Annotated in this window: 30 protein-coding genes; 16 read left to right on the top strand and 14 right to left on the bottom strand. The window is 52.2% G+C overall.

The window, feature by feature from the left end; all coding sequences use genetic code 11:
- Nucleotides 1-7 precede the first annotated feature (7 nt).
- From Hfont_RS00810 to Hfont_RS00790, 5 genes are read left to right on the top strand one after another with little or no spacing between them, the layout of a single operon-like run.
- Complete coding sequence (locus Hfont_RS00810; protein WP_112990366.1) at nt 8-1267, top strand: efflux RND transporter periplasmic adaptor subunit; 1260 nt, start codon at nt 8-10, stop codon at nt 1265-1267.
- Between the two features lie 8 nt (nt 1268-1275).
- Nucleotides 1276-4386, top strand: a complete 3111-nt coding sequence (locus Hfont_RS00805) for an efflux RND transporter permease subunit (RefSeq protein ID WP_112990365.1) — start codon at nt 1276-1278, stop codon at nt 4384-4386.
- A 38-nt stretch (nt 4387-4424) separates the two neighbouring features.
- A complete protein-coding gene (locus tag Hfont_RS00800) occupies nt 4425-4781 on the top strand; it encodes a glutaredoxin (protein ID WP_112990364.1) in 357 nt (118 codons plus the stop codon).
- Nucleotides 4782-4791: 10 nt separating this feature from the next.
- The gene (locus Hfont_RS00795; protein WP_241522974.1) at nt 4792-5544 is read left to right on the top strand and encodes a PIG-L deacetylase family protein; all 753 of its coding nucleotides are present in this window, start codon (nt 4792-4794) and stop codon (nt 5542-5544) included.
- A gap of 41 nt (nt 5545-5585) precedes the next feature.
- Nucleotides 5586-5825 (top strand): hypothetical protein, encoded by a 240-nt coding sequence (locus Hfont_RS00790; protein WP_112990363.1) that lies wholly within the window; start codon nt 5586-5588, stop codon nt 5823-5825.
- 28 nt (nt 5826-5853) lie between these two features.
- On the opposite strand, the gene Hfont_RS00785 is transcribed toward Hfont_RS00790, so the two are convergent.
- Both Hfont_RS00785 and Hfont_RS00780 read right to left on the bottom strand, forming a co-directional pair.
- Nucleotides 5854-6201 carry an antibiotic biosynthesis monooxygenase family protein gene (locus tag Hfont_RS00785; RefSeq protein ID WP_112990362.1) on the bottom strand — a complete coding sequence of 116 codons (348 nt, stop codon included), beginning with the start codon at nt 6199-6201 and terminating at the stop codon, nt 5854-5856.
- A gap of 66 nt (nt 6202-6267) precedes the next feature.
- Nucleotides 6268-6783: a hypothetical protein gene (locus Hfont_RS00780; protein ID WP_112990361.1), complete on the bottom strand. Its 516-nt coding sequence runs from the start codon at nt 6781-6783 to the stop codon at nt 6268-6270.
- Between the two features lie 257 nt (nt 6784-7040).
- On the opposite strand from Hfont_RS00780, the gene Hfont_RS00775 reads away from it, so the two are divergent.
- Nucleotides 7041-8144 (top strand): acyltransferase family protein, encoded by a 1104-nt coding sequence (locus tag Hfont_RS00775; RefSeq protein WP_112990360.1) that lies wholly within the window; start codon nt 7041-7043, stop codon nt 8142-8144.
- Nucleotides 8145-8157: 13 nt separating this feature from the next.
- Here Hfont_RS00775 and Hfont_RS00770 read toward each other — a convergent pair whose 3' ends face one another.
- From Hfont_RS00770 to Hfont_RS00750, 5 genes are all read right to left on the bottom strand, one after another.
- On the bottom strand, nt 8158-9858 hold the full coding sequence (locus Hfont_RS00770; protein WP_112990359.1) for a phosphoethanolamine transferase: 1701 nt from the start codon (nt 9856-9858) through the stop codon (nt 8158-8160).
- A gap of 166 nt (nt 9859-10024) precedes the next feature.
- Nucleotides 10025-11263 (bottom strand): sensor histidine kinase, encoded by a 1239-nt coding sequence (locus tag Hfont_RS00765; RefSeq protein WP_112991625.1) that lies wholly within the window; start codon nt 11261-11263, stop codon nt 10025-10027.
- On the bottom strand, nt 11253-11936 hold the full coding sequence (locus Hfont_RS00760; protein WP_112990358.1) for a response regulator transcription factor: 684 nt from the start codon (nt 11934-11936) through the stop codon (nt 11253-11255). Before Hfont_RS00760 ends, Hfont_RS00765 begins: the two co-directional genes overlap by 11 nt.
- A 61-nt stretch (nt 11937-11997) precedes the next feature.
- Entirely contained in the window at nt 11998-12192 is a 195-nt protein-coding gene (locus tag Hfont_RS00755; protein ID WP_112990357.1) for a DUF1653 domain-containing protein, read from the bottom strand.
- Nucleotides 12193-12223: 31 nt separating this feature from the next.
- Nucleotides 12224-12505 (bottom strand): hypothetical protein, encoded by a 282-nt coding sequence (locus Hfont_RS00750; RefSeq protein ID WP_112990356.1) that lies wholly within the window; start codon nt 12503-12505, stop codon nt 12224-12226.
- A gap of 188 nt (nt 12506-12693) precedes the next feature.
- Between Hfont_RS00750 and Hfont_RS00745 the strand changes: the two genes are divergently transcribed.
- From Hfont_RS00745 to Hfont_RS00735, 3 genes are all read left to right on the top strand, one after another.
- Entirely contained in the window at nt 12694-13416 is a 723-nt protein-coding gene (locus Hfont_RS00745) for a response regulator (protein WP_206604442.1), read from the top strand.
- Complete coding sequence (locus Hfont_RS00740; protein ID WP_112990354.1) at nt 13413-14492, top strand: ATP-binding protein; 1080 nt, start codon at nt 13413-13415, stop codon at nt 14490-14492. Before Hfont_RS00745 ends, Hfont_RS00740 begins: the two co-directional genes overlap by 4 nt.
- A 146-nt stretch (nt 14493-14638) precedes the next feature.
- A complete protein-coding gene (locus tag Hfont_RS00735; protein ID WP_112990353.1) occupies nt 14639-15544 on the top strand; it encodes an EF-hand domain-containing protein in 906 nt (301 codons plus the stop codon).
- 6 nt (nt 15545-15550) lie between these two features.
- On the opposite strand, the gene Hfont_RS00730 is transcribed toward Hfont_RS00735, so the two are convergent.
- Nucleotides 15551-16696 carry a PQQ-dependent sugar dehydrogenase gene (locus Hfont_RS00730; RefSeq protein WP_181666424.1) on the bottom strand — a complete coding sequence of 382 codons (1146 nt, stop codon included), beginning with the start codon at nt 16694-16696 and terminating at the stop codon, nt 15551-15553.
- 117 nt (nt 16697-16813) lie between these two features.
- Nucleotides 16814-17044: a DUF6139 family protein gene (locus Hfont_RS00725; protein WP_112990352.1), complete on the bottom strand. Its 231-nt coding sequence runs from the start codon at nt 17042-17044 to the stop codon at nt 16814-16816.
- A gap of 339 nt (nt 17045-17383) precedes the next feature.
- Between Hfont_RS00725 and Hfont_RS00720 the strand changes: the two genes are divergently transcribed.
- Nucleotides 17384-17593 carry a hypothetical protein gene (locus Hfont_RS00720; protein WP_112990351.1) on the top strand — a complete coding sequence of 70 codons (210 nt, stop codon included), beginning with the start codon at nt 17384-17386 and terminating at the stop codon, nt 17591-17593.
- Here the strand turns inward: Hfont_RS00720 and Hfont_RS00715 are convergent.
- The 4 genes from Hfont_RS00715 to Hfont_RS00700 all read right to left on the bottom strand — a co-directional run bounded on the left by Hfont_RS00715 (nt 17576) and on the right by Hfont_RS00700 (nt 21652).
- Nucleotides 17576-18385 (bottom strand): ParA family protein, encoded by an 810-nt coding sequence (locus tag Hfont_RS00715; protein WP_112990350.1) that lies wholly within the window; start codon nt 18383-18385, stop codon nt 17576-17578. The genes Hfont_RS00720 and Hfont_RS00715 overlap by 18 nt on opposite strands.
- A gap of 203 nt (nt 18386-18588) precedes the next feature.
- Nucleotides 18589-20871, bottom strand: a complete 2283-nt coding sequence (locus tag Hfont_RS00710) for a TonB-dependent receptor (protein WP_112990349.1) — start codon at nt 20869-20871, stop codon at nt 18589-18591.
- A 79-nt stretch (nt 20872-20950) separates the two neighbouring features.
- Nucleotides 20951-21175, bottom strand: a complete 225-nt coding sequence (locus Hfont_RS00705; RefSeq protein ID WP_112990348.1) for a hypothetical protein — start codon at nt 21173-21175, stop codon at nt 20951-20953.
- 84 nt (nt 21176-21259) lie between these two features.
- Nucleotides 21260-21652, bottom strand: a complete 393-nt coding sequence (locus tag Hfont_RS00700) for a DUF2946 domain-containing protein (protein ID WP_112990347.1) — start codon at nt 21650-21652, stop codon at nt 21260-21262.
- 228 nt (nt 21653-21880) lie between these two features.
- Here Hfont_RS00700 and Hfont_RS00695 point away from each other — a divergent pair, with 228 nt between their 5' ends.
- The 5 genes from Hfont_RS00695 (at nt 21881) to Hfont_RS00675 (ending at nt 24662) form a co-directional block, all read left to right on the top strand.
- Nucleotides 21881-22543, top strand: a complete 663-nt coding sequence (locus Hfont_RS00695; protein WP_112990346.1) for a DUF2238 domain-containing protein — start codon at nt 21881-21883, stop codon at nt 22541-22543.
- Nucleotides 22544-22593: 50 nt separating this feature from the next.
- The gene (locus Hfont_RS00690; RefSeq protein WP_181666398.1) at nt 22594-23013 is read left to right on the top strand and encodes a VOC family protein; all 420 of its coding nucleotides are present in this window, start codon (nt 22594-22596) and stop codon (nt 23011-23013) included.
- Between the two features lie 30 nt (nt 23014-23043).
- On the top strand, nt 23044-23598 hold the full coding sequence (locus Hfont_RS00685) for a DUF1003 domain-containing protein (RefSeq protein ID WP_112990344.1): 555 nt from the start codon (nt 23044-23046) through the stop codon (nt 23596-23598).
- Between the two features lie 39 nt (nt 23599-23637).
- Nucleotides 23638-24090, top strand: a complete 453-nt coding sequence (locus Hfont_RS00680; protein ID WP_112990343.1) for a thioesterase domain-containing protein — start codon at nt 23638-23640, stop codon at nt 24088-24090.
- Nucleotides 24091-24323: 233 nt separating this feature from the next.
- The gene (locus Hfont_RS00675; RefSeq protein WP_112990342.1) at nt 24324-24662 is read left to right on the top strand and encodes a DUF3144 domain-containing protein; all 339 of its coding nucleotides are present in this window, start codon (nt 24324-24326) and stop codon (nt 24660-24662) included.
- A gap of 104 nt (nt 24663-24766) precedes the next feature.
- Here Hfont_RS00675 and Hfont_RS00670 read toward each other — a convergent pair whose 3' ends face one another.
- Entirely contained in the window at nt 24767-25069 is a 303-nt protein-coding gene (locus tag Hfont_RS00670; RefSeq protein ID WP_112990341.1) for an antibiotic biosynthesis monooxygenase family protein, read from the bottom strand.
- A 232-nt stretch (nt 25070-25301) separates the two neighbouring features.
- Here Hfont_RS00670 and Hfont_RS00665 point away from each other — a divergent pair, with 232 nt between their 5' ends.
- Nucleotides 25302-25781, top strand: a complete 480-nt coding sequence (locus Hfont_RS00665; RefSeq protein ID WP_112990340.1) for a CreA family protein — start codon at nt 25302-25304, stop codon at nt 25779-25781.
- Nucleotides 25782-25786: the final 5 nt, after the last annotated feature.

Genomic DNA, 25786 nt, shown 5'->3' with positions numbered 1-25786 from the left:
CAAAAATATGAAACGTTTCAAAACTAAAACCATCGTCATCGCCGCCATCGTGCTGGTCGTATTGATTGCGAGCATCGTCATGCTGATCGGCGGAAAAGCCGACGCGGGAAAAAAGAAGGAAGACGCTGGGCCTAAACCGGCGTTGACTGTCACCACCGCGCAGCCATCACAGGCGCGTTTGCCGATCAAGATGAGCGCCAACGGCACGATCACTGCATGGCAGGAAGCAATTGTCGGTAGCGAGTCGAATGGCTTGCGCCTGACCGATGTGCGCGTCAACGTTGGTGATGCCGTACGCAAGGGTCAGGTGCTGGCAACCTTCTTTGCCGCGTCTACGCAAGCCGATGTATTGCAGGCACGCGCCAGCGTGATGGAAGCCGAAGCCAATGCGGCCGATGCAAAGAATAATGCCGAACGTGCACGTACTCTGGAAAGCAGCGGCGCATTGAGTACACAGCAGATCAATCAGTATCTGACCACCGAACAAACTGCCAAAGCCAAAGCCGATGCAGCGCGCGCAACTTTGTCTGCGCAAGAACTTCGTTTGTCGCAAACGCAGGTACTGGCACCGGACGATGGTGTCATTTCGGCTCGTAATGCAACAGTCGGTGCAGTGGTTGGCGCGGGTACTGAGTTGTTCCGTCTGATTCGTCAGGGTCGACTCGAGTGGCGTGCAGAAGTGACCTCGACGGAGCTTGGCAGCCTGGCTGCTGGCACTGCCGCTTTAATCACGGCAGCGAATGGCACCAAGGTCAAAGGGAAGGTCAGAATGATTGCGCCTACTGTAGATACACAGAACCGTTCCGCCATCGTGTACGTCGATCTGTCACCAGCCCCAACAGGCGCATCGCCTGCGCGTGCCGGCATGTTCGCAACCGGTGAATTCGATCTCGGCATGTCGTCGGCGATTACCGTACCGCAACAGGCGATTGTGATTCGCGATGGCTTCAGCTATGTATTCCGTTTGAATACAGATAATCGCGTCACGCAAATCAAGATTCAACCAGGCCGTCGTTTGCTGGACAGTATTGAAGTGGTGTCCGGCATAGATGCGAATGCAGTCGTGGTTGCAAATGGTGCCGGCTTTCTCAATGATGGCGATTTGGTGAAAGTGGTTCCCGCCACAGCACCTGTAGCAACGCCAACTGTGGCCTCAGATGTTCCTGCTGCAGGCAAACCAGCTATTTCGCAGGATGCTGCAACTGTCAAAAAGGCCGGCAGCGTGCCAGCTGCGCCTACAGTTGGCGCACCACAGACGACTAAATAGGAGCAAGCGTGAATTTTTCTTCGCTTTCCATCAAGAATCCGATCCCGGCCATCATGCTGTTTGTGCTGCTGGGATTAGGCGGCCTGCTGTCGTTCAAATCGAGCGCGGTGCAGGATTTCCCCGATATCGAATTGCCGATTGTTACGGTTACTGCATCCTTGCCTGGTGCGGCACCGGCACAGCTGGAAACGGAAGTCGCACGCAAGATCGAGGATTCGGTCGCGACGCTGCAAGGTATCAAGAACATTTACACCAAAGTACTCGATGGTCTGGTGACCGTCACGGTCGAGTTCGTATTGGAAAAAAATATTTCCGATGCAGTGAATGATGTGCGCGATGCAGTGGCACTGATACGTGCCGACTTGCCTAGCGAATTGCGCGACCCTTCAGTTACTAAAGTATCGACCGCCGGTCGCGTCGTGCTGACCTTCACTGCTGCGCCCGCTGCGGGCAGTAAGATGGATGAACAGGAACTCAGCTGGTTCGTCGACAACACAGTATCGAAGCGTGTACTCAGTGTGCCTGGCGTCGGTGCATTCAAGCGTGTAGGCGGCGTCAATCGCGAAGTTCGGATTGAATTGGATGCCGCAAAAATGGCCGCCTTGAATGTCGCGGCCGTTGATGTGTCGCGTCGTCTGCGACTGGTGCAGCAGGAAGCGCCGGGCGGACGCGGCGATGTCAGCGGTGCCGAACAGGCAGTGCGCACCATCGGTACGGTCAAGAGTGCCGCCGAACTGGCACAAATGGATATTCCCTTGGCAGACGGTCATCACATCCGGCTCGATCAAGTTGCAAATGTGATCGACACGATAGCTGAACGTCGCTCGTCGGCATCGCAGGATGGCAAAACAGTAGTCGGCTTCGAAGTATTCCGTACCAAAGGCGCGAGTGAACTGGATGTAGCAAAAGGCACGCAAGCTGCAATCGCAGAACTGCAGGCCGCGAACCGCAACATCGTTTTCAAACAGGCCATCGACAATGCGAAACCGGTAGAAGAAAACTTCGATGGCTCAATGGAGTTGCTGTATGAAGGCGCGTTGCTGGCAGTGCTGGTGGTCTGGTGGTTCTTGCGCGACTGGCGCGCGACGCTGGTTGCAGCGGCTGCGTTGCCCTTGTCCGTCATTCCGACCTTCCTCGGCTTGAAATACTTTGGCTACACACTCAATACCGTGACCTTGCTGTCACTCGCGCTGGTGGTTGGCGTGCTGGTCGATGATGCGATTGTCGAGATTGAAAACATTTCGCGCCATCTGCGCATGGGCAAGACGCCTATGCAGGCGGCGATGGAAGCAGCCGATGAAATTGGTATGGCGGTGATCGCGACGACATTCGCATTGGTTGCGGTGTTCTTGCCGACTGCATTCATGGCGGGTATTCCGGGTTTGTTCTTCAAGCAGTTCGGTTGGACTGCAGTGCTGGCGATTCTGGCTTCACTATTGGTCGCGCGTTTGTTGACGCCCATGATGGCCGCTTACATTCTGAAGCCCGCGAAGGTACATGAAGAAAAAGACAGCTGGTTGATGCGACGCTATATGGTCGTGATGAAATGGGCATTGAATCATCGCCTGTTTACGGCGATTGCTTCTGGCGTGTTCTTTATCGCTTCCATCATGCTGGTGCCTTTGCTACCTACCGGTTTTGTACCGCCGGCCGATCGAGGACAAACGCAAATCAATATCGAACTGCCGCCGGGCAGCACGCTGGCAGAAACTACAGCGGTGACCGAACGCGTACGTCTCGCAGTATCGAAAGACAAGAACATCACCAGTATCTTCAGTTCGGTTGGTGGTGGCTCCAGTGGTGATGCATTTGCGCCAGGCGCATCAGCGGAAGCGCGCCGTGCCGTGTTGACGCTGACGACTACGCATCGCAACGACAGAAAAGAAACGATGGCGACTATCGAGTCTGGCATACGCGCCAATATTGCAGACATACCGGGTGCACGCTTCAACGTGGGTCCGCCGGATACCGGCGTCAAGATGCAATTGGTCTTGCGTAGTGAAGATCCGGTTGCCTTGCAGCAGGCTGCGCAAAAAGTCGAACGCGAGTTGCGTACTTTGAAAGGTATCGGTAACGTGAGTTCCAGTGCATCGCTGGTGCGTCCGGAAATCATCGTGCGTCCCGACTCCGCACGTGCGGCAGATCTGGGCGTGACGGCGGCCAGCATAGGAGAAACGGTACGCGTGGCGACGGCTGGCGATTACGATATGAACTTGCCCAAGCTTAATTTGAGTCAGCGTCAGGTGCCCATCCTCGTCAAATTGCCGGATAACGTACGCGCCGATCTGTCGGCAATAGAACGCTTGACGGTGCCGGGCAAGAACGGTCCTGTCATGTTGGGTACCGTGGCTAGCGTCACGATGGAAAGTGGCCCGGCGCAGATCGATCGCTTGAATCGCAGTCGTAACGTCACCCTCGATGTTGAACTCGGCAGCCGTTCCCTGGGCGATCTGAATGCCGAAGCACGCGCACTGCCATCGATGCTTAATTTGCCACCATCGGTGAAGATTGCCGAACTGGGTGATGCGCAAGAGATGTTGCTGCTGTTTGAAAGCTTTGGCCTGGCAATGCTGATAGGTGTGCTGTGTATTTACGGCGTACTGGTGTTGTTGTTCAAGGATTTCATGCAACCGGTCACGATTCTGGCCGCGTTGCCTTTGTCCATCGGCGGTGCCTTTGTCGCCTTGCTGATTACCGGTCGCGCCTTGTCGATGCCATCCATGATCGGTCTGATCATGTTGATGGGTATCGTGACGAAGAACTCGATTTTGCTGGTCGATTACGCAATTCTTGCGCGCCAGGCAGGCATGAATCGTTTCGATGCACTGGTTGATGCCTGCCACAAACGTAGCCGCCCTATCATCATGACGACGATTGCGATGGGTGCCGGCATGTTGCCGCTGGCTTTGGGTTGGGGGGCGGATCCTAGTTTCCGTTCGCCGATGGCGATTACCGTGATCGGTGGTTTGATTACCTCGACTCTGTTGAGTCTGCTGGTGGTGCCTGCAGTATTTACTTACATCGATGATCTGGAGCACTGGTTGAAACGGATGATGCGCAAGGCGCGTGGTATTAAACACGACGCATCAGCATCACCACAAATCGCGCTGGAAAAATAATTGCAGATGCTGCTTGATTAAAATTTTTAAGGAATCGCATGAATCGCCCTGTTTTAAGCTCGGACAAATTGTCGCCGGAAGTTGCTGCATACATTGCTGGCTATCATCAAAAAACCGTCAATGAAGTAGCGAGTGCAGTCACCACAAACAAGGTTGTGGTGGTTGGCATGGGAATTAATCCTTTTGTAAAAAAAGCGCGTGCGGCGTTAACGGAAGCTGGTGTAACTTTCAAATATCTTGAATACGGTAATTACTTTTCGATGTGGAAGCCGCGTCTGGCAATCAAGATGTGGAGTGGCTGGCCTACCTTCCCGCAAGTTTTTGTCGATGGAAAACTGATAGGTGGTTTCAAGGAAACAGTAGCGGCATTGAAGGCCGGTACGATCGCCAAGTGATAGAGGTGCCATGATGTTTTCATCATTACAGACAGCGACTAAAGACGTTCCGCTGAATCTGCGTCAGTTGTCTTTGCCATCGCCACTCACAATAGTGGTGCTGGCACCGCATCCGGATGATTTCGATGCAATCGCAGCGACGCTGCAGTTTTTTCATCAGCGTGGCGATGCGCTACATCTGGCGGTATTGACGACTGGTGTCAGTGGTGTTGAAGATGGTTATGCCGGTGCGCATACTGATGCGGACAAGGCGGCCTTGCGTGAGCAGGAGCAAACCGCAAGCTGTGCATTTTTTGGTTTGCCAGTGGAGCGTGTGAGCTTCCTGCGTTTGCCACCGGATGAAAAAGGTAATCCGCGCCTGGACACTGCCAATCACGAAAGCATTCGCGATTATCTGCTGCAACGTAAACCGGATCTGGTCTTCATGCCGCACGGAAACGACAGCAATGTTACTCATCAGCGCACCTACGCCTTGTTTCGCGCCGTAGCCTTGGCGGAAAATCTGCAGCTGTGGGCAGTATTGAATCAGGATGCGAAAACACTTGCGATGCGCACCGATCTTGTCACGACCTTTGATGCGGCGACTGCGACATGGAAAGCCGAGATGTTGCGCCTGCATCAGTCACAACATCAGCGTAATCTGAATACACGCGGCCATGGTTTCGACGAACGCGTGCTGACTATCAATCGAAAAAGCGCCTTAGTTCTGAATCTTGATGACGCAGAATATGCAGAATGCTTTGAGCTGGAACGTTTCGGCTAACTAAAAAATTTGCAGCAAAGAATAGCAATAGAGGATTTGAAATGGCTTGTAATCACAAAGAAGTACTCGATCTTGCAAAAGCGGGAAACTGGGAAGAGGCGCATGCCTTGGTGCAAGTGCATGGCGATGTGTTGTCGTGCCAGATACACGGCTATCTGCATAGAGTTGAAGGCGATCTGGGTAATGCCAGTTACTGGTATAGCCGCGGCAAAAGCAGTTTGCCGAAGAATACGCTGGATGAAGAATTCGATCGCTTGTACGCAAAACTTGCCGACGAGTGATAGCCGTAAGCGCCCTGCTTTTCGTGGCCTAGGCTTTATGCGCCTGACGTGAATCCGTAGGCGCTTCGGCTCTTTCATTGAGTCCGTAATCGCGCAGCACATGCGCAACACGTAGCCGGTAATCGGCAAAGATATTTGCTCTTCCGGCCGCCTGTACCTGGCGATGTTCTTCCAGATTGCGCCACTGCTTTACCGCTTCTTCATCACGCCAGTAAGACAAGGATAAAATCTTGTTGGGCTGGCTCAGGCTCTGAAATCGTTCGATGGAAATAAAGCCATCTATTTCATCCAGTAGCGGTCGCAATGATGCCGCTGCATCCATATAGTCTTGCTTGTGATCGTCGTGTGGAATGACTTCAAAGATAACGGCAATCATATGGGCGCTCCTTGATGATTTCTGTAGCAAAGTTATGCGACAGATATTTTCGCGAATTGTCTCAACTTACGGCCTGCGAAATTCGTTTTCTATCCACTGCTCTGCACTCGCACGCGTCAGCTTGAAATTGGGTGCGACACGTACTTCTGCGATTTGATCGCTGCTTTCATCGAGCGCGCTCAATACCGCATATGGATCATCTTCATCGGGCACGATATCCAGATTAACGGTAATCGTTGCCGACGCTGTATTCACGACGACACTCTTGTGCAAAGTCGCATGCAGTTGTTGTTCATGACGGCGCAAGACTTCCGATGCGGTCTTGACCAGCGTATGAAAGGCCGGTGTATCCAGCGGCTTGGGATTTTTCTTGTCGCGTCCCATAGTCCACGGACCAACCAGCGCTGGTTCGGCTTCGCCATCCTTGATCATTTCGACTGCCCAGCCTTCATCGTCATCATTCTTGATTACGCGCGCGGTCCAGCCATCGTCGCGCCACAAGCGTGCTTCGTGAATTGAGTCCTTTTGATTCTGTTCGGAATCATCCTGAATTACATCTGCATTGATTACATCGTTGCTCATTGGGCGTATTTGGTTTCGTCTGTTCAGGGTGCATATCATAGTGGCTTTTGTGCGGGCTGTATGCGAGCGTTTCAGGTCGCGGGGTATGGACAGATTGCACACAAAACAAGGGCAGAATGAGTCTGGGAGCGGCTTGGGCCTGCAAAATGCGCCAACTGCGTGTAGACTTGCGCCCTTGCGCAGCTTGTCGGTCATAAGATCAGCCTGCCACACACGCCGACGGCGTCAAGAACCATACTCCTAGAAGTCAGAATTTCATGCGTACTACCTCAAGAATGCCTTGTGTGGATGCACTCAAGGCGATTGCCTGTTTGTTAATCGTATTGCATCACCTCGCGTTTTACGGCCCGATGTCGGATGCTGCCTATACACTCGTGCCGACTTTGATCGATCTGTTCTACCAATATGGCCGGATGGCGGTGCAGGCTTTCTTTGTGGTCGCAGGATTTTTGATGGCCGCGAAATTCGCGCCGCATGGCAAGGCCTTGCCGACTCAGCCGGCGCAGGTGATTTATCAGCGCTATCTTCGTCTGGCGATTCCATATCTGGTAGCTCTGGTGTGCGCCATCGTGTGCGCCGCGTTGGCGCGGGAGTGGCTGACGCATGATTCGATTCCGGATGCGCCGACCTGGATGCAATTACTGCCGCATGTGTTTTTCCTGCAGGATCTGGCGGGGCAAGATGCACTGTCAGCTGGGGTCTGGTATGTGGCGATTGATCTGCAACTCTTTTCGCTGGCGGCATTGCTGATGTGGGGTGCCGGCCGGATGGAGGTGCGCTATGCAAAATTGCGTTTGCTGGGACCGATCGCGATCGCCTTGCTGACTGCAGCATCGCTGTTCTTCTTTAATCTGCACAAAGAGCTGGATACGACCGCGTTCTACTTCTTTGGCTCTTACGGTTTGGGAGCGCTCGCTTACTGGGCTACGCGTCGCCAGGATGGCATGTGGTGGTTGGCGCTGTTGACGACCGCGGTGATGGCGGCTTTGCTGTTTGATTTCCGCTCACGCATTCTGGTGGCAGGCGGTGTGATGCTGATGTTGGGTATTGCGCGTCAAACCGGGGCAATGGAGGCGATGCCTATGCCGCGCTTCCTGGTTTATCTGGGACGTATTTCGTATTCGGTTTTCCTGATTCACTTTCCTTTGTGCATGGTCGTGAACGCAGTATTTTTTCACTTCTTTCCGGAACAGCCGGCCGCCAATTTGATAGGCATGATGGTCGCATTAGCGGCAAGCATAGTCGGCGGTGCGCTCTTGTTCAAATGGGTGGAAAGCCGGCCGCTGAGCAACAGAAAGCGTCTGCTGGCGCCTACCGGTTTTCTGGTCAGTGGCATGCTGGCGGCGCAGCAAGTCAGTTAATTTCAGCGTTGCTTCAGGCCTTGCAGCCTGCGCTCAGATCCAGTGCTTTGTCGTAATGTTTGGATTCGATTTGCAGCATGCCCAGGATGGAGTGAAACAGATTGTCCTGGCTGACCGGTGTGTTGGCCAATTTACCCATGCAATCCTTGCTGACGCCAAAGCTGGATGCAAATCCTTGCGACATCCACATCACCATCGGAATTTGCGTCTGTTCTTTAGGCGCGATCGAGTAAGGCAAGCCATGCAGATAAATCCCATGTTCGCCCAGCGATTCACCATGATCTGACAGATACAGCATTGCCGTATCGTAGGTGGTTTGCGTTTTCAAATAATTGATGGTCTTCGCCAGAAAATGATCGGTGTACAGCACGCCATTGTCATAGGTGTTGACGATTTCTTCCTTCGTGCATTTGCTCAGATCGGCCGTATCGCAAGTCGGGGTGAAGACGCGCATAGCCGCGGGATAACGTTTGTAATAAGCCGGCCCGTGGTTGGCAAGCTGATGCAGGACGACGAACAGATTGCCGTTCTTCGCTTTCTGTATCTCTCCATCCATACCATCCAGCAGGATTTCATCGAGGCAGCGTTCGCTATCGCACAAGGCAGCGTTCTTGCTGTTGTCTAGATGTTGTTCTTCCAAACCATCGCAGACACCTTTGCAACCTGCCTGATTGTCGCGCCATAAGGTTTTTACGCCGGCGTGGTCGATGACATGTAACAGCGATTCATGTGCGCGTATGGCTGTTTCATCGTAGTTGTGACGGCCATAGGTTGAGAACATGCATGGCACTGACACTTCGGTGTTGGTGCCGCATGACGTTGCGTGCGCGAAGTTGATGACATCGAGCTTACTTAACTCAGGTGTTGTTTGATGCGCGTAACCGTTCATGCCCCAGTTCGCGGCGCGCGTGGTTTCGCCGACAACCAGCACAAAAAGCATAGGCTTGCTACGTTGCTTCCAGCCAGCGGCCATATGCGCATCCGCGCTGATAGGAATTTTAGGTGTGTTGGCCTGTGCGGTGTCGGCTGCGACAACGCGTGCCAGTGAGAACAGGTAATTACTCGGCGTGATCAGGAAACGCACTTCTTTTTGATTGCGCATCAACGAAGAAAAATCCTGAAATACCAGCATGATGGAACCGCCGGTGATGACGAGTGCGCCGACAAGGTAAGCGATGCGTATCAGTGTGGCTCGGCGCAATGGTGTTCTCTTCAAGCGCAATTTCCAAACCAGCAATGACGGCAAGACGCCATATACCAGCATATGTATACAGAAGTTCAGCGAGAACAGTTCGCTGGCTTCCTTGACGTCAGTGCGCAGGATGTTTCTGACCATTTCCGAGTTGAAGAAAACGGTGTACTTGTCCATGTAATACGTCGCGGCTGCAGTGACGATCAGCAGCACAGTCAAGAACGGCTTCGCGCTCCAGCGATTGAGTGCGATGAACAAGCCTATGCTTTGCAAAGCCGTGATCGCGACGAAAATCACAATAGCGAACAGCCATGAAGCAGCATGCGACCAGTCGCGCTGCGCCAATGCGGCGGAGAAAAAAAGATGATTGCAGGTGATCGAAAAAAACAGACTAGCAAGAATCGCTAGTCTTTCAACGCCTACGGCGGGGAGACGATCAAACAGGGAAAAGGACGCGTGGCTGCCATCGCGTGGAATGGCAGTCGGGCTACTTGCAACGGGAGAGGTTTTCAAGGCGCACACTGACTTCTGTAATAGAAGTCGCTACGCTATCGAGGGCGCCGTTAAGTGTGCGTTAAGAGTCAAAAGCGGGGCAAAACTACCGCGAGCAAAGTGATATTAAAAGAATGGATTGCCGTAAAACTTGTCTGGATGGCCAATTCTTGTCATTTTAAGCAGATGTTGCGCGCTAATTGGCTGGAAAAGTCAGAATGAAACGACTGCCACCATTCTCAGGCGCTTCATGCTCAATTTTCCAGGCAAGATGGTCGGCGACACGTTTGACTATCGCCAGACCGAGGCCAGAGCCGACGTAAGGATTTTCCTTGCCGCGCACGAAGCGTTCGAATAATCGTTCGCGCACGTTTTCCGGAATGCCGGGGCCATTGTCTTCTATCGTCAACTGTTGCGGAGTCAGCACGATTTTCACCGTGCCTTGCTCGGTGTACTGGCAGGCATTGCGTAACAGATTGCCGATCGCGACCCCAGCCAGTTCGGTGCGCGCATAGACCCATACGTCACCCGCATCTTCGAACACTATCTGCACCGGTTTATCGCCCAATAATTGCTGGCAGCGTTCAATCTCGCGTTCGATCAAATGCGTGAGAGATAGCTGACTGCCCCCTAATGTTTCCGGCGATTGCGACAACAGCAGTAATGCGCCTACGCGTTCGGCTGCTTCTGCGGCAACGCGGCGTATGCGTTCGGCGACTGCTAGTTGCTCCGGTGATTCTGCGAGTTGCACTTTCAACAACTCCGCCGCGCCCAGCACGATGGTCAGGGGGGTGCGCAGTTCGTGGCTGACATCCCCGGTAAACAATCTTTCATCAGCGAGAAAATGCTGTAGCTGATCAGTACGTTTGGCGAAGGCGCGTGCCAGTGTACCGATTTCATTTGGTGTATCCAGCGAGGGTAATTTGGATGGTTCATCATTGCGCTCCACCGCTTCGGCCAGTGCCGTCACTGGTGCAATGATGAGTTTTGAAGAGGTCAGCCCCAACAAGACGGACAACAACATACTGGCGAAAAATCCTGCTGTCACCGCACTGAAAATCAATAATTCGGTATCTTCAAAATCGGTAGTGTCATCGCTGAGTGCAAAGCGATGCGCATTCATGGTGCGCACGACGACATGAAATCTCGTTTCGCCAATTTCAATTTCATGCGTGCCATTAGGCAGTTTGCGGAAGGTCTCGGGAATATCGTCATCGACATAAAAATTCATGTCGGGCGGCAGTTCGTATTCTTGCTTGCTTAAATACTGACCGATGATCTGGTTTGTTAATTTATCGAGGTTGTGATCGATCAGTTTGGCTTCTGCCATTTCGACGGCCACATAAGATGCAAGCGAAAAAAAGCTGCATAAAATGAATGCCATCAAGATGAATGCGCCGGCGATGCGGCGTCTGAGCGATTGCTTACTTTTCATTTTCATTCACCAGGCGGTAACCGCTGCCGGGCAAGGTGCGCAGCATAGGCGTAACAAACGGTCTATCCATGGCCTGGCGCAGCGCATGTATATGCGTACGCAATGCATCGCTATCCGGTGGATCATCGCCCCAGATTTCGCGCAGTAATTCTTCGCGCGTGATCAATGCCGGTGCCTTGCGCATCAGCGATTCGAGTAATTTGTAGCCGGTAGGTGTGAGTACAAGTTTATGACCGGCGCGCGTGGCTTCATAACGACTGAGATCGAAACGCAGTTCGCCGAATTCGAGGATGTGTTCTACCGTTTCATTGCGGGCGCGGCGCACGAGTGCCTTCAAACGTGCTTCAAGTTCAACCAGTGAAAATGGTTTGACCAGATAGTCATCGGCACCCACTTCAAAGCCAGTCAGTTTGTCCTTGACCGTGTCGCGGGCAGTCAGCATCAGGATGGGGGTGGCGAGTCGTCTATCCTTGCGCAATTGACGACAGACTTCAATGCCGTCGAGGCCGGGCAATTCCAGATCCAGCACGATGACGTCGTAGTGCGACTCGATGGCACGCGCGACACCGGCTGGACCTGTGAGTGCCACATCCAGTGTGTAACCCAAAGGTTCGAGAAAGCCATACAGATTGGCGACGATGTCCGGATTATCTTCGATGATCAGTGCGTACACGTTATCTTTCCATTCAAGCGATTCATTGAAAGTCGCGCTGCCCAGGTATCTGCCTATCTGTTTATGCGTCGATTGCGATAAAGCGTTGCACGGTTTTGCCGTCGTGCTCGATCATTTCAAAAAACACTTCTTCCGGACGCGTCCAGAATGAGCCGTCGGCCGCGGTGTACACGATCATGACTGTTTCCGGATTCGATTCGAGTTTGGCGGCGCAGACAAAATCATAGATGCCGCCTTTGTAATGTCTGAATTGCATAATTTTTATCCCCGAAATTGATGACAACACGTCATTCCATTTTTGCGATCCAGCTGCCAACAACCAATACCAGGCCGATATTGATAGGGATATTGATACCCTTCGTCGCGCGACCATACGCCTTGAGTAAATTCATTACTGCAAAGCCGCCCCACAAAAGCAAATTGCCACCACCGCGCAGCCAGTCGGCTTGCCCGGTACCAGTCAATAATTGATGCGCGCCAGCCAGTGCCAGATACACGCAAAGTGCGGCAAGAACCAGGCGTGTGCTCTTCTTTTGAAGAATTTGTTCGAAAGTTTGTCCAGAAAACATATGAGCTCCATTTGATGTGCCGTTATTGTAAGTGAGTAAGGCGACAGACATCATTTATCAGCATATTTTTATCTGCGTGCGCTGCAAAAAATTGGCAGGCGGTTTGGCAAGCCGAACGCGCTTGTGAGATTATCCGCTCCATTAATGCTCGGCAAAATATGTCGGCACAACAGAAGATGGAATGTGGAATGAGCGAAACGACAACTGTGCTGATCGTCGATGACGACGAGGAAATTCGCGATTTGCTGGCGAACTATCTGGCTGGATTTTCCATCCAGGCGCAGGCGGTGGGCGACGGCGCAGCGATGCGCAGTGCGATGGAGACAGGCCACTTCGATGCCATCATCCTCGATCTGATGTTACCTGGCGAAGATGGTTTGTCACTGTGCCGTCAACTGCGCGCGAGCACAGATATTCCCATCATCATCCTGACCGCACGTGGCGAATCGATCGATCGCGTGGTAGGCCTGGAACTGGGTGCTGACGATTACGTGATGAAGCCGTTTGACCCTAGAGAGCTGGTGGCACGCATACACACGATTTTGCGCAGGACCAAGGATGGCAAAAAGCGCGAACAGGCAGCGGACGGCAGTGATGATCAATGGCATTTCGAAGGATGGACCATCAATCGCCTGGCACGTCAGCTGGTCACGCCGCAAAAAATGGTGGTGCCTTTATCGAATGCAGAATACCGTTTGTTGAGCGTCTTCATCGAGCGACCGCATCGTGTGTTGAGTCGCGATCAACTGATGGATGCAGCGCGCGGCCATAACGCGACTGCGTTTGATCGCAGTATTGATTTGCTGGTTTCGCGCCTGCGACAAAAGCTGGAAGAAGACCCGAAAGATCCGAAATTTCTGAAGACGGTGCGTGGCGAAGGTTATCTGTTTGATGCCAAGGTCGTACGATGAAACGATTGCTGCCCAACACCATTTTTTCGCGCTTGTTTGCGTTGATCGTGCTGGCGATTATCGTCAGTCACGTGATGACTTTTATTTTGGTCGTGAATTTTTTTGGCCGCGATTTTCCACCGCCGCCACCACCGCAGTTCAGTGCACATGCGGATTCCAGATCGGTAGAGTTCTCTGTGAATCGCCCGCCGCCGCCAAGCTTGCAGATTGCCGGATATAACGTGCCGCACTTGCCGCCGGGACTATGGATAGGCTTGATCATGCAGCTATTGACGTTGACCGCGACTGCATGGTTTGGCGCACGATTCCTTGCGCGGCCTATGCAGCAGATTGCGCACGCGTCGGCTCAGTTGGCGAACAATTTGTACAGTGTGCCTATGGCCGTGCAAGGCCCTGATGAAGTGCGCCAGACTGCGAGTGTGTTCAATGACATGCAGCGTAAAGTACGGGAGCAGATCGAAGAACGTGAGCGTTTTCTGGCCGCGGTGTCGCACGACTTGCGTACGCCACTGACGCGTATGAAGTTACGCATAGAAAATCTGGCCGAAAATTATGCCAAGCCAAAATTGCGCGACGATATCAGTGAGATGGCGGTGATGTTGGACGCGACGCTGGATTATTTGCGCGGACGAGTGTCGAACGAAGATTTGCAATTGCTAGACGTGCAGGCCTTGATAGAAGTCATCGTGGAAGATGCACGTGCAAACGGCGATAGCGTGCGCATGCTGGGTAATACCGAACCTTTGTTCACCAAGCCGATCGCCTTGCGCCGTTGCTTGATGAATCTGGTGGAAAATGCCTTGCGTTATGGCGGTGATGCCGTGGTGTCCTTGATCGATACGCCGACTACGCTGCTGATTGAAGTGCGTGATCACGGCCCGGGTATTCCGCCTGAAAAAATGGAGGCGGTATTCGAACCTTTCGTTCGGCTTGATCCTTCGCGCAACAAGGCGCTGGGTGGTGTCGGTCTCGGATTGTCGATTGCGCGCGAAGCCGCCATTCAATGCGACGGTCATCTGACTTTGCGCAATGCGCCTGACGGCGGATTGATAGCCAGCATTGCAATCACGCGCTGAAGCGACTAGCGCTTCTTTGTTGTTGCTTTGCCGAATGTATCAATCTCGATACAAAGTGCACATGCCATGGATACATTAACCTGACATCCTGAGTTCGCCTGCATGGGAATAGCTGTCTCTGCCGGCGTCAATCAAAGGGGAATCACATGGCAATCAGCGGCTTAGGTGGAAGCAGCAGCGGCAGCAGCGCATGGACAGTGCAGCGTCCTGACGCGACAAAAATAGCGAACGACTTGTTCGCCAAGGTGGACACCACCAACCAGGGTTATATCGACAAAGCAAGTCTGCAATCGGCGCTGGGGTCGAGCGCCGCGGACTCTGCGTCTGATGTCGATGAACTTTTCAGTCAGATTGATTCCGATAGTGATGGCAAGATCACCAAGCAGGAACTGACCGATGGCGTGAAGCAGCTGGCCGATGCGCTGGATGCGCAATTCGACAGTTCGCGTATCGCGCGCGCTGGTGGCGATCAACCGCCGCCACCTCCACCTTCGACTGATGATATTTTCGCCAGCCTGGATACCAAGAATCAAGGCTATCTCGACAAGGAAGAATTGCAGGCGGCTTTCGATGCCAAATCAACTGATACGGCTGCGAATGCAGAGAAGGTTGATCAAATTTTCAAAACGCTGGATGCGGATGGCGATAACAAGATCACCAAGGCTGAACTGGGCGCAGGCCTGCAACAAATGGGCGGGCCAGAGCAGCAGGCCGACAGTGCAGTCGGTGGTGTAGATGCAAGCGCAGCGACCGCATCGGCGAAGCCGGCCGGTGGTGCACGGCCATCCGGCTCCGGCTCGGGTGACGCATCCGAATCGGACAGTACTTCTTACGAAGCTGCTGATGCGAACAAGGATGGCACTGTCAGCTTGCAGGAACTGGTGGCGTATCAGGCGAGTCATCCGACTGCAACAACGACAGAGAGCGATGCACAAAACAGTATGAAGGCCGTCATGAAAATCATGGCGCAACTGACGCAGACTTACGGCCAGTTCGATCAGAGTGTCGCGAGTACGGCGAGCAGCCTGAATACGATTTCAGAAACCGCTTGAGCGTATTTATTGCACGGGTAGCAAACGCAACAGCTGCCCGCGTCCCTCATCCGTTAATACATACAGCAATCCATCCGGTCCTTCACGCACATCGCGTATGCGTTGCTCAAGATTCTGCAGCAAGCGTTCTTCGCGCACTACCTTGCCATCCTTGATTTCCAGTCGCGCCAGATAACGGAACTTGAGCGAACCGACGAACAGATTTCCCTGCCAGGCCTTGCCGTATTTATCGCTGCGCAAAAATGTCATGCCGGAAGGTGCAATCGATGGCGTCCATTGATGCAGCGGTTGTTCCATGCCAGCCTTGGCCGTCAGCCCTTCGCCTATTTTCCCGCCGCCGTAATTTTCGCCGTAAGTAATCACCGGCCAACCGTAATTCTTGCCTGCTTGCGGCTTATTGATTTCATCGCCGCCTTGCGGGCCATGTTCGTGCGTCCATAGCTGTCCATCAGTGCCCAGCGTGGCGCCTTGTACGTTGCGATGGCCTATGCTCCAGATTTCCGGTAGCGCGCCAGCCTTGCCTACATACGGATTATTCGATGGCGTTGAACCATCCTTGTTGATGCGTATGATTTTTCCGTGATGCGTGTTCAGGGTTTGCGCATCCTGCATGCGACTGAAGCGATCACCCAGCGTCAGAAATAAACTGCCATCGGTATTTTCAACAATGCGACAACCGAAGTGCGCACGGCTGTTGAACTTGGGCTGCTGGCTGAATAGTACTTTTATCTGTTCCAGCTTCTTGGCATCGTCAGACAAGCGTGCAGATGCAAGCGCAGTTGAATTGCCATTGCCGCCAGTTTTTGCATTCGCTTCTTCGCTGTAACAAAAGTAGATGGTGCGGTTGCTGGCGAATTTGCTATCGGTAATCACGTCTAGTAAACCGCCCTGGCTACCTGCATCTATTCTTGGTAAACCGGTAATCGGCGCGGATGGTGGTGAGCCAGCCTGCACCACGCGCAGATTGCCGGACCTTTCTGTGACCAGCATGCGCTGTTTGTCGATGAATGCAACTGCCCATGGATGATCGAGATCCTGCGCAATGACTTCGGTGCGCACGCTGCTGGTGTTGGCTTTGCCGGCATCTTGCGCCGTTGCAGAAATGATGGTGGCGTACGTAATTAGCAGCACTGCGCTTTTGCACATGCGCATGCAGACTGACGCACTAATCGTAGCGGATGCGTGCATATTTTTATCAGCGATAGCTAAAACCCGGCTGCTCATGTGCATGAGCTATGGCCGGTTGTGAACTAACAATACTGCGTAGATCTATAGATCTTTGATGCTGGTGATTGCGTATCCCTTGGCTTTGATTTGCCCTAGCGGATTGTTAATCGCGAAATCCTCCAGATGCGTTGCGCCATCTGCCAGATCGACTGCGCGATCTGTGGGTTCCCAATCCGTGTTGACGACTTCTTCCGGAATCAGCTTGCCTTCGGGTACTGCGAGATAGGAAAAGTGACCGGCGTGTTCTGCTCTTCTATAAATATCTATGCGCATGAGAAATCCTTGGAAAAGTGGAGGATGACCTTTTGTGACTGTACATCGACAGAATGATTGCGTGAAGCCCAAATCGAAATTTGTATGGATGACATGCAGTGGCCTGGATCTTGCCTTAGAGCCAGCGCTGACATTAATTTGTTGTCACGACTGCGTGAAAATCCGGGAAATGTGACGAATTTCATACATTTTGCACGTAGATGGACACTTTATATGACAAAAATGGTGTCTTTTTATAAAGAAACGTTACATCCAGACAATGAAAGTCTTGCACCATAGTGGTGTTGCTGACATTCTAGGAGGGGTAATGCGAACTATTCGATTCTGTGAGAGGTATTCATGTTGAAATTTGATTTTTCAGTGAAGACGCGCGAAGGTCAGAAAATAGAAAGTATCGTGATCGGTGGGATGGATCGCGCAGATGCCGAACGTAAATTAAAACAGATGTATCGTCATTGCGAAATACTGCGCTGCGATATCAAAGGGCAGGTTATGCGCCCGGGAATAGCTCATTCAGTTGACGATATTCTGTCACTCATCTCGCGCTAATTCGGATTCTTCTGTTTCTTTGATTTTGATAAAGCCGTCCGCCAGTAACTCATCGAGCAGGGTGTCATAGTCCTGCGCGCCGCGGCTGTTTGGCGCGTGTTCGAAAATGGTTTTGTTATGCGCAGGGCTCTCCGCCAGGCTGACATTTTCCGAGATATGCGTGCGACATACGTCTGCACCAAATTTATCTTCCAGTATCTTCAACACTTCCCACGACATCTTGCGCCTGCCGTCGAAACGCGTCAGCAGATAACGCCTGTTGATACGACGTTTTAATACCGGCTCCAGTGCCTTCAAGGTCTTGTCGATCTGCATCGCGCCTTTTGCCGATAGATGGTCGGCTGACACCGGCACGATCATGCAATCGCAGGCGAAGATTGCGTTCAGGGACAACACGCCGATTAACGGACAGCAATCGATCATCACCGGCGTGAGTTCGTTATCCAGTTTTTCAGCGCGCAAATGCGCGTTCAGCATATTGACGACGTCATAGCCTTTGCCAAACAAGGTATCGACTTTAGATAATTCAAGATGGGCGGGAATAATGCGGATATCGTTATTCGGCGAGATACGTACCAACTCGCGCAAAGGTCGATTGCGCTGAAACAAGCTGAGTATCGTGTCGTCGCCAGAACTGGCTACGACGTTGGCGATGGAGCTCAAATGCGCTTGCGGATCCAGATCGATGCCGTAGGGTAAGCATCCGCGGCGCATTAATGCAGCGGCGAGATTCAGGGCTGTCGTGGTTTTCCCCACGCCGCCCTTCTGGTTGAATACCGTGACTATCGTCATAAGCTTCCTGAGTTCGACGCTTGCGCATCAACATCTATAGAGGCGATACCGGATGGCTTATGCCAGGTTTCAACTACAGGATTACAACGTCGCACTATTCGTGTGATGGACGACGACGCACAGGTAGTTTCAGAATAGTAACATCCTGACGCTAGCGATTTGGCATTCTTGATTGGGAGCTTGTGGCTCCCATTTTTTGCGGTTTAATCCAGATCAAATTTCAACTCGGCGAGGATGGTACGTTGCGGGTAGGGATGAAAATTCCAGTATTTCTTGTTGTTGAGATTGTCGATTCCAAGTGATGCGCTCCATTGCTTGGCGATTTGATAGCGCACGCGTATATCGGTCACGAAGAAGCTGCTGACACCGGTGTACGCAAAACCGTTAACGTCACTGTTATCGAGTTGGCTGTATTGACGGCCGCTGTAACGCGCGCCAAAAGTGTAGGCCCAGCGCTCGTCAGGACGATAAGTAGCAAGCGCACTGGCGCGCCATTTCGGCACACGCGGTTGCCATTTGCCGACGCTTGCAGGATTGTTGGCATTCTTGATGGTTTTCGAATCGGCAAAGGTCACGCTGCCTGATAAATCCAGTCCGAGTAGTGCGACATCGTTTTCCTGATACGCGACTTCCAGCCCGGTGGTGCGCATCTGATCGACGTTTTGAATGTTGGTAACGTTGGTTGCGACATTGAGCTGGGAATATAGTGCGTCTTTCGTATCTTCATGAAAGATGGTCGTGCGCAACAATCCCTTGCCTAGATCGCGCTCTGCAGTGAGTTCGCTGGTCCAGGATTTTTCCGGTTTTAGATTTGGATCATTTCTAGACAGTATGTTTGTCGCGGGATCCAACGAGCCTTGATAGAGCTCGGAAACAGTTGGGAAGCGTATCGCTCTACCTAAAGACGCCTTCAATGCCCACTGCGGAGTAGCTTGATAGGCAACTGCAGCTTTGGGTGAAAAATAATTTTCATTTCTATCGCTGAAGGCGACCGTCGTATTGCTGTTTGACAGAGAACCATTGCTTGCCTGCCATTGTTCAAGTCGTCCTCCCAACGTTGTCTTCCAGTCTTTTGCAATGCGCCATGAATCTTGTGCATACAGACTTTGCAAATTCGTATCGCCATTAAAAGACGATGAGCGAGCGCCGGCATTTGCAGTTATCCAATTACTGGTACTGAAAGTCGACGTGCGCAATTGGTAGGCATCGCGTTGGTAACCGAAGTCGACGATATGTGCACCCTTGGTGCCGTCAGGCCGCCATGTACCTTTCAACGCAAGCGTATTCCATCCGGTGCCGCTCATATCTGTCAGCGTTCCTGCGCCGCCAAATGCCGCATTCGGATAGGCAGTGCCGGATGCCCGGACTTGATCCTTCTGATAATCGTACACGCTAGCCGCTACTTCCCAATCCCATGTGCTGCGTGTATTGCTTTTGACCGACAGCGCCTGCATGACGTGATTCTGATCGGCGCGGCTTGCCGAAAAGTCGGTTTGCCCTAGTGTGTATGCACGGCCGTCAATGCTGACGGGGCCGCTGTAGACAGGATTGCCCGCCGCATCACGCAGATAGGTTTCGGGTGTTCTGGTCGTATTGTTTTGCCACCAGCCGAGCAGATAGCTGGCGCGCAGTGTCGGCGAAAAATCGTAAGCCAGCTTGATCTTGCCCTGATCCTGCGTCGTCTGCGTCTGGCCGGTGGTGCCGAGAATCTGCGTCGGATTATTCTTTGTATCCTTGCCGGCCACTGCACCGGTCACCGGGTTCGCCGCACTCGCCGTTGTGCTCAGCGGTTTGCTGACGATCACTATCGGTTGGCCGTCGCTGTCGAGATGGCTGGCGTTGATCCACCATGACCATGCACCGCGCCGATCGCCCAGCGATACGCTTTCCTGATGGCCAGAAAAAGTCGAATGCGTGCCATACAGATCGTAGTTTTGCGTAAAGCCGCTGACCTTGGCATGTCCTTCAAACTTGTCCGGCATGCGTGTCACGTAATCGACGACTGCACCGGCCGAGTTCCCTGGATATGCGGCAGAGAACGGTCCGTACAGCACATCGACGCGTTCAATTTCTTCCGGCGTCACCATGCCCCATCGCGGTGTGAAGCTGGCACCGTTGCCGAGCAGGTTCGATAACAGGATGCCATCTGCATATACCAGCGAGCGTGCACTGTTGCCGGTGCCGGATGCACGGCTGGCGAGCACCGCATGATCGTAGTCGCCGATATAGCGCTTGCGCACCAGTAGACTCGGAAAATATTTCAACGCGTCTTCGCTGTCGGTGGCGTTGATCGTTTGCTGGATTTGCTCCTTGGTGATGCTTTCAAACGTAGTTGGTATTTGTGTCGGCAGCGATGTCGGCCGGCCACTGGTAACGGTAATCGTGCCGAGTGTTTTGACTACCGAGTCTTGTGCATCTTCGGCATAAGAGCCAGTCGAGAGTGCAACTAGCAAGGCTGTGTAAATTGGATTGAATCGAAATCTCATTTTTATCTCTTGGCTGTTCGGAGTGGGCAACGGCTTGGCGCAGTTGCGGAGCGTACGTTTGAGCGACAGTCGCGTTTCATCAGTGCGTGATGCCGAGCGCAGAGCGGCTCGTGATTACGCATGACAGCCCGCATGTGGAATGCTGCGCAGCAGTCAGGTTCTGGATAGGAAGCAACTGCATTTCAATTGCAGGTGGCGCAGCCGGAGTTTGCATCTGCACGTAGCGATGTACAGCGTAAGACAAAGATGCAATGCAGACGGCAATGACATTCAGGGCGATGACAAACTTGCGTCGGGTAGACATGACAAGCTCCTGTTTCGATAGAGACAAACGCCGACAGGCGGCTGCTTGCCATCGGCAAGCGCGACTATCGGTACTCAGCGAAGATCAGGAGAAAGCTGGAGGAGCGCGAGGTTGTGCAACGGCCCATGCAAACAGCGGGCGCGATGACTGATAAAACAGGGAAGGAAGAACGTGATCGCCGGCGACTACCGGCATGATGAAATCTGGTGAAGGCGGCATGCCTGCCGACACAGCATGGTTCAGGCAAAACGGACAATGCTCGAAGTGCATCGCCTTTTCTACAGGTGCCTGTGTCTGGGTATTCTGCTCTGCATCGACCATTACCATCTTGCTGCCGGTAACGGTACAAATTTCCATCCACGCATTAGGTACATTTTTTGCCGCGGCTACTGCGTGAGAAATCGAAGGCGCAAGCGATGCCATCAGGATCGCAAAACAGGCGATCCAGCTAGCAAATCTATGCGTGGCTTTCGTCATTCTCATTGCAGCGGTTTACCCGGATGAGTGTTTAATGGAGGCTATGGATTAGCTTCACGTATGTACAAATGCATGGGCTACTGGTGTGTCTCCGCGGCCGATTATAGCCGGGCTTGTATGCAAAATGGCAGGACGAATTGTCCAATGTGTCGCGTGATTGCTGCACTATCGTAATATGAACGCTAACGATTTATCGTTCCTGCCCATATTTTCTGGAAACCTGAGCTCATGCAAATCGAATCATCTAATCCTGCCGATCCTGCACAACGCAAGCAATTGCTGATTGCTGCGGCGATTCTGATTATTGCCTTATGTATTTCGGCGATTCGTCCCTACGATAGAGCGACGTGGCTTATGGAAGTCATGCCTGTGCTGATCGCACTGCCGGTGTTGGCATTTACTTACCAGCGTTTTCCGCTGACGACATTGTTGTACTGCCTGATTTTTTTGCATGCGCTGATCCTGATTGGCGGCGGCACGTATACCTATGCGCGCGTGCCGATCGGTAATTGGGTGCAGGACTACTTGTCGCTGGCGCGCAATCCCTACGACAAGCTAGGACATTTTTGGCAAGGTTTGGTGCCGGCCCTGGTAGCGAAGGAAATTTTCGTGCGCGGCAATTATGTGGTTGGCAAAAAAATGGTCGCCTTCCTGTCCATCTGCGTCGCGATGGCAATCAGCGCCTGGTACGAACTGATCGAATGGTGGGCGGCGCTGATCATGGGGCAGGGCGCTGATGAATTCCTCGGTACGCAAGGAGATCAATGGGATACGCAATCCGATATGTGGCTGGCATTCCTTGGCGCAACGGTTGCGATGGTGTTGCTCGGTCGTTTGCACAGCCGACAATTGCAGCGCTACTTGCCGATATCCGGAACTGTTGAAAAGTGATGATGTCGCATCGTATGTAGCGTAATACTTATGCATAAAAGGAGATCGCCATGTCATTAGAAGAAACGAAATCCAGCATCATCCCCTGTCTGCGTTACCGTGATGCGCCGGCCGCGATTGAGTGGTTGTGTACAAATTTCGGTTTTGAAAAACACGCGATTTATCCAAACCCGGACGGCAGCATCGCGCATGCACAGCTGACTTTGGGTAGCGGGATGATCATGATTGGATCGGTCGGCTCTGAAGGTGAATGGGGGAAATTCATCAAACAGCCGGACCAGATTGGCGGTGCGGAAACGCAAAGTTCCTATCTGGTCGTGAAAGATGCCGATGCTGTTTACGAACGGGTAAAAGCTGCAGGCGCAAAAATTGTCATCGACATCAAGTTCGAGGATTATGGCGGACGCGGTTTTAGCTGTCTGGATCTGGAAGGTCGATTGTGGAGTATCGGTACCTATGATCCTTGGTGATTGCCTAATAAAGAACATCAGGAAAAAACCATGCACAAGCACGATGAAGCCGCCAAGAAATTATTTGGCAAGCCTTACGAGCAGTTGGATGAGAGTGCCCAGAAAGTTACGCATCACGTCGCTGCGCGCACTCACATCGCGCGCGATACCGGTAAGGATTATGACGAGAAGGCCAGTCGGGGCCAGCGCGCTGCTGATGCGGTAGCTGCATTCGGCGGCTCATGGGCTTTTATCGGCTTGTTTGGCGCGATCATGTTCACATGGGTATTGTTGAATTCCTTTATCCTGCTGCACTACGACAAGGCCTTCGATCCCTATCCGTATATTTTATTGAATCTGGTTTTATCCATGCTGGCCGCGATTCAGGCACCTGTGATTCTGATGTCGCAAAACCGGCAGGCAGAAAAAGACCGCCTGAATGCAAAACACGATTACGAAGTGAACTTGAAGGCCGAGTTGGAAATCATGTTGCTGCACGAGAAGCTGGATGTGCTCAGAGAAGGACAATGGAATACCTTGCTGGAACTGCAAAAAGAACAGCTAGCCTTGTTGATTCGTTTGACCGAATCCAGAAAATTGAAGTAGCCGCAAAACCAGTGCTCACAGAGTGTAAGGAGACAGACTTTGAACGAACAGGCAGTGCAACAGTATTTGCATGATCACATCCCGCTATCCAAAGCGATGCAGGTAGAAGTCTTGAGTGTTCTGGCTGATGAAGTTGTCCTGAGCGCACCGCTCGCACCTAACATCAATCACAAGGAAACCGTATTTGGCGGCAGCGCTTCTGCAGTGGCAATTCTGGCTGCATGGTCCCTAGTACATACAAAATTGAAAAGCACTTCCATCAACAGCCAACTGGTCATTCAAAGCAATACGATGAATTATCTATTGCCTATCAACGGCACTTTCACCGCACGCTCTTTTATAGAAGATGCCGGCGATTGGTCGCGCTTTGTACGCACGCTGGAGCGCAAAGGCCGTGCGCGCATCGCGGTAACGGCGGTGCTGGAATATGAGGGGCAGCAGGTTGGGCGTCTGACGGGCGAATTTGTTGCGCTTGCAACGGAAACTCACTGAGGGTTGATTGCGACTGCTTTTACAACTTTGGTCAAACGCGGCCGAGGTCAATTAAGTCATTTTAGTTTTGCGCTATAGTGCTGCAAACGCAAAAATGCAGTGCTATGTAAGTCCTTTGGTAACTTCGTTTAAGGCGAACTTGTACAAGCTGTCGCATCTGAGCATGTGCTGCACGTCAAGCCATTGATCCTGTTGCATACAATTTTTATTAATTTTTATTTCATACATTCATCATGAGCGACGACAACTTCAAAGCCAAAGACATTTCTCGTAAAGCACCGGCACCGCCAGATCCAAATCAAAAATTTTGGGATATGGCTGATACCTTCATCCAGCTGGCGAACGAGAATTCCAAACGTGCGGTAGCGGGCCAGGTATGTGCTTCGATGATGTACGCGAGCGCCCGTTTCGGTGCGTTCGTCGCTTCCGGCGATGCGCCTTCGGAAGCGACATTCAAAGACCAGATAGAAGGTGCGGTTGCGTATTTTCGTACTGAATATGAAAAAATGTTGCGTGAGAATTTCCGTGACTATGCAGAAAACTTCAAGAGCTATCATCCCGAGAAAAAATAATGCTCTAAGCTGTTTGCCTTAATAAAAAAACCTCGCACCTGCCTTGGCAATTGCGAGGTTTTTTATGTCTGGTTTAAAGCGACTGGCGCTTTACACAGTTTGCATCAAGCTGATTTCGACAATTGATTGAAATGTTCAACGGCAGGCGGGCTGGCGAAGAATGGACCAACGATGGCGCGCCATTCCTGGAATGCCGGCGATTCACGGAAATCGACGGTGTGATTCTCCAGCGTTGCCCAGTAAATCTGAACTACATAGCGCTCAGGCGTCTCTATACATTTGTTGATGACGTGTCCCTTGTAACCTTTTGCCTTGGCAATGACTTGTTCCAGCCCACGCTGCACGGCGGCGTCAAATTCGGTTTGCTTGCCTGGCTGGATGCGGATATCAACGAGTTCGAGAATCATGATCGGTTCCTGTAGAGATGAATGGATGCGGAATTATTACATTTTGGCTCAGACGCTGCATCCGATTCCTGCATTGCCCGCCGCAGCGCTGCGGAAGAATTTGTTTGGCTGCACTACTGGTCAGTTGCCGACTATATGCGTAATCTGTCTGCTTTGATTCACAGGTATTGTTCTGCTGGGCGCTATGCAGCGTCTGCACATGTTAAGTGACTTGCAAGGACGGAGAAAAACCATGCGGAAAATTTTTGCTGTAACCATCTTGATCGCGGCCACATGTGCCTTGCCTTTGCATGCGGAAGAGATAGGCGAAGTCAGCACAGTGTTTCGTTTCCTCGGCAAAAATGATCGCATCGTGATCGAAGCCTATGACGATCCAAAAGTAAAAGGCGTGTCCTGTTTTGTATCGCGTGCACGTACCGGCGGCATCAGTGGCACTGTCGGGCTGGCGGAAGATACGGCAGATGCATCGATAGCCTGTCGTCAGGTTGGCGACGTCATCACGTTCAATGGCAAATTACCCAGGCAGGAAGAAGTGTTTTCCGAGCGTCAATCGATTTTATTCAAGCGCTTGCATATCGTGCGGGTAGTTGATCCGGTGCGTAATACTTTGGTTTATCTGACGTATTCCGACAAATTGATTGAAGGCAGCCCGAAGAATGGCGTGGCGGCAGTGTCGGTGCCAAACAATAATCCTATTCCTTTGAAAAAATAATTCTC

The organism is Herminiimonas fonticola (genome assembly GCF_003293745.1).
In the GTDB taxonomy this organism is placed as follows: domain Bacteria; phylum Pseudomonadota; class Gammaproteobacteria; order Burkholderiales; family Burkholderiaceae_D; genus Oxalicibacterium; species Oxalicibacterium fonticola.
This window is presented reverse-complemented; position numbering and strand designations above follow the sequence as displayed.

Coding starts and splice junctions, on each gene's coding strand:
- Hfont_RS00810 (WP_112990366.1), top strand. CDS start 8: ATGAAACGTTTCAAAACTAAAACCATCGTCATCGCCGCCATCGTGCTG.
- Hfont_RS00800 (WP_112990364.1), top strand. CDS start 4,425: ATGAATCGCCCTGTTTTAAGCTCGGACAAATTGTCGCCGGAAGTTGCT.
- Hfont_RS00795 (WP_241522974.1), top strand. CDS start 4,792: ATGATGTTTTCATCATTACAGACAGCGACTAAAGACGTTCCGCTGAAT.
- Hfont_RS00790 (WP_112990363.1), top strand. CDS start 5,586: ATGGCTTGTAATCACAAAGAAGTACTCGATCTTGCAAAAGCGGGAAAC.
- Hfont_RS00785 (WP_112990362.1), bottom strand. CDS start 6,201: ATGATTGCCGTTATCTTTGAAGTCATTCCACACGACGATCACAAGCAA.
- Hfont_RS00780 (WP_112990361.1), bottom strand. CDS start 6,783: ATGAGCAACGATGTAATCAATGCAGATGTAATTCAGGATGATTCCGAA.
- Hfont_RS00775 (WP_112990360.1), top strand. CDS start 7,041: ATGCGTACTACCTCAAGAATGCCTTGTGTGGATGCACTCAAGGCGATT.
- Hfont_RS00765 (WP_112991625.1), bottom strand. CDS start 11,263: ATGAAAAGTAAGCAATCGCTCAGACGCCGCATCGCCGGCGCATTCATC.
- Hfont_RS00755 (WP_112990357.1), bottom strand. CDS start 12,192: ATGCAATTCAGACATTACAAAGGCGGCATCTATGATTTTGTCTGCGCC.
- Hfont_RS00750 (WP_112990356.1), bottom strand. CDS start 12,505: ATGTTTTCTGGACAAACTTTCGAACAAATTCTTCAAAAGAAGAGCACA.
- Hfont_RS00745 (WP_206604442.1), top strand. CDS start 12,694: ATGAGCGAAACGACAACTGTGCTGATCGTCGATGACGACGAGGAAATT.
- Hfont_RS00740 (WP_112990354.1), top strand. CDS start 13,413: ATGAAACGATTGCTGCCCAACACCATTTTTTCGCGCTTGTTTGCGTTG.
- Hfont_RS00735 (WP_112990353.1), top strand. CDS start 14,639: ATGGCAATCAGCGGCTTAGGTGGAAGCAGCAGCGGCAGCAGCGCATGG.
- Hfont_RS00730 (WP_181666424.1), bottom strand. CDS start 16,696: ATGCGCATGTGCAAAAGCGCAGTGCTGCTAATTACGTACGCCACCATC.
- Hfont_RS00725 (WP_112990352.1), bottom strand. CDS start 17,044: ATGCGCATAGATATTTATAGAAGAGCAGAACACGCCGGTCACTTTTCC.
- Hfont_RS00720 (WP_112990351.1), top strand. CDS start 17,384: ATGTTGAAATTTGATTTTTCAGTGAAGACGCGCGAAGGTCAGAAAATA.
- Hfont_RS00715 (WP_112990350.1), bottom strand. CDS start 18,385: ATGACGATAGTCACGGTATTCAACCAGAAGGGCGGCGTGGGGAAAACC.
- Hfont_RS00710 (WP_112990349.1), bottom strand. CDS start 20,871: ATGAGATTTCGATTCAATCCAATTTACACAGCCTTGCTAGTTGCACTC.
- Hfont_RS00705 (WP_112990348.1), bottom strand. CDS start 21,175: ATGTCTACCCGACGCAAGTTTGTCATCGCCCTGAATGTCATTGCCGTC.
- Hfont_RS00700 (WP_112990347.1), bottom strand. CDS start 21,652: ATGACGAAAGCCACGCATAGATTTGCTAGCTGGATCGCCTGTTTTGCG.
- Hfont_RS00695 (WP_112990346.1), top strand. CDS start 21,881: ATGCAAATCGAATCATCTAATCCTGCCGATCCTGCACAACGCAAGCAA.
- Hfont_RS00690 (WP_181666398.1), top strand. CDS start 22,594: ATGTCATTAGAAGAAACGAAATCCAGCATCATCCCCTGTCTGCGTTAC.
- Hfont_RS00685 (WP_112990344.1), top strand. CDS start 23,044: ATGCACAAGCACGATGAAGCCGCCAAGAAATTATTTGGCAAGCCTTAC.
- Hfont_RS00675 (WP_112990342.1), top strand. CDS start 24,324: ATGAGCGACGACAACTTCAAAGCCAAAGACATTTCTCGTAAAGCACCG.
- Hfont_RS00670 (WP_112990341.1), bottom strand. CDS start 25,069: ATGATTCTCGAACTCGTTGATATCCGCATCCAGCCAGGCAAGCAAACC.
- Hfont_RS00665 (WP_112990340.1), top strand. CDS start 25,302: ATGCGGAAAATTTTTGCTGTAACCATCTTGATCGCGGCCACATGTGCC.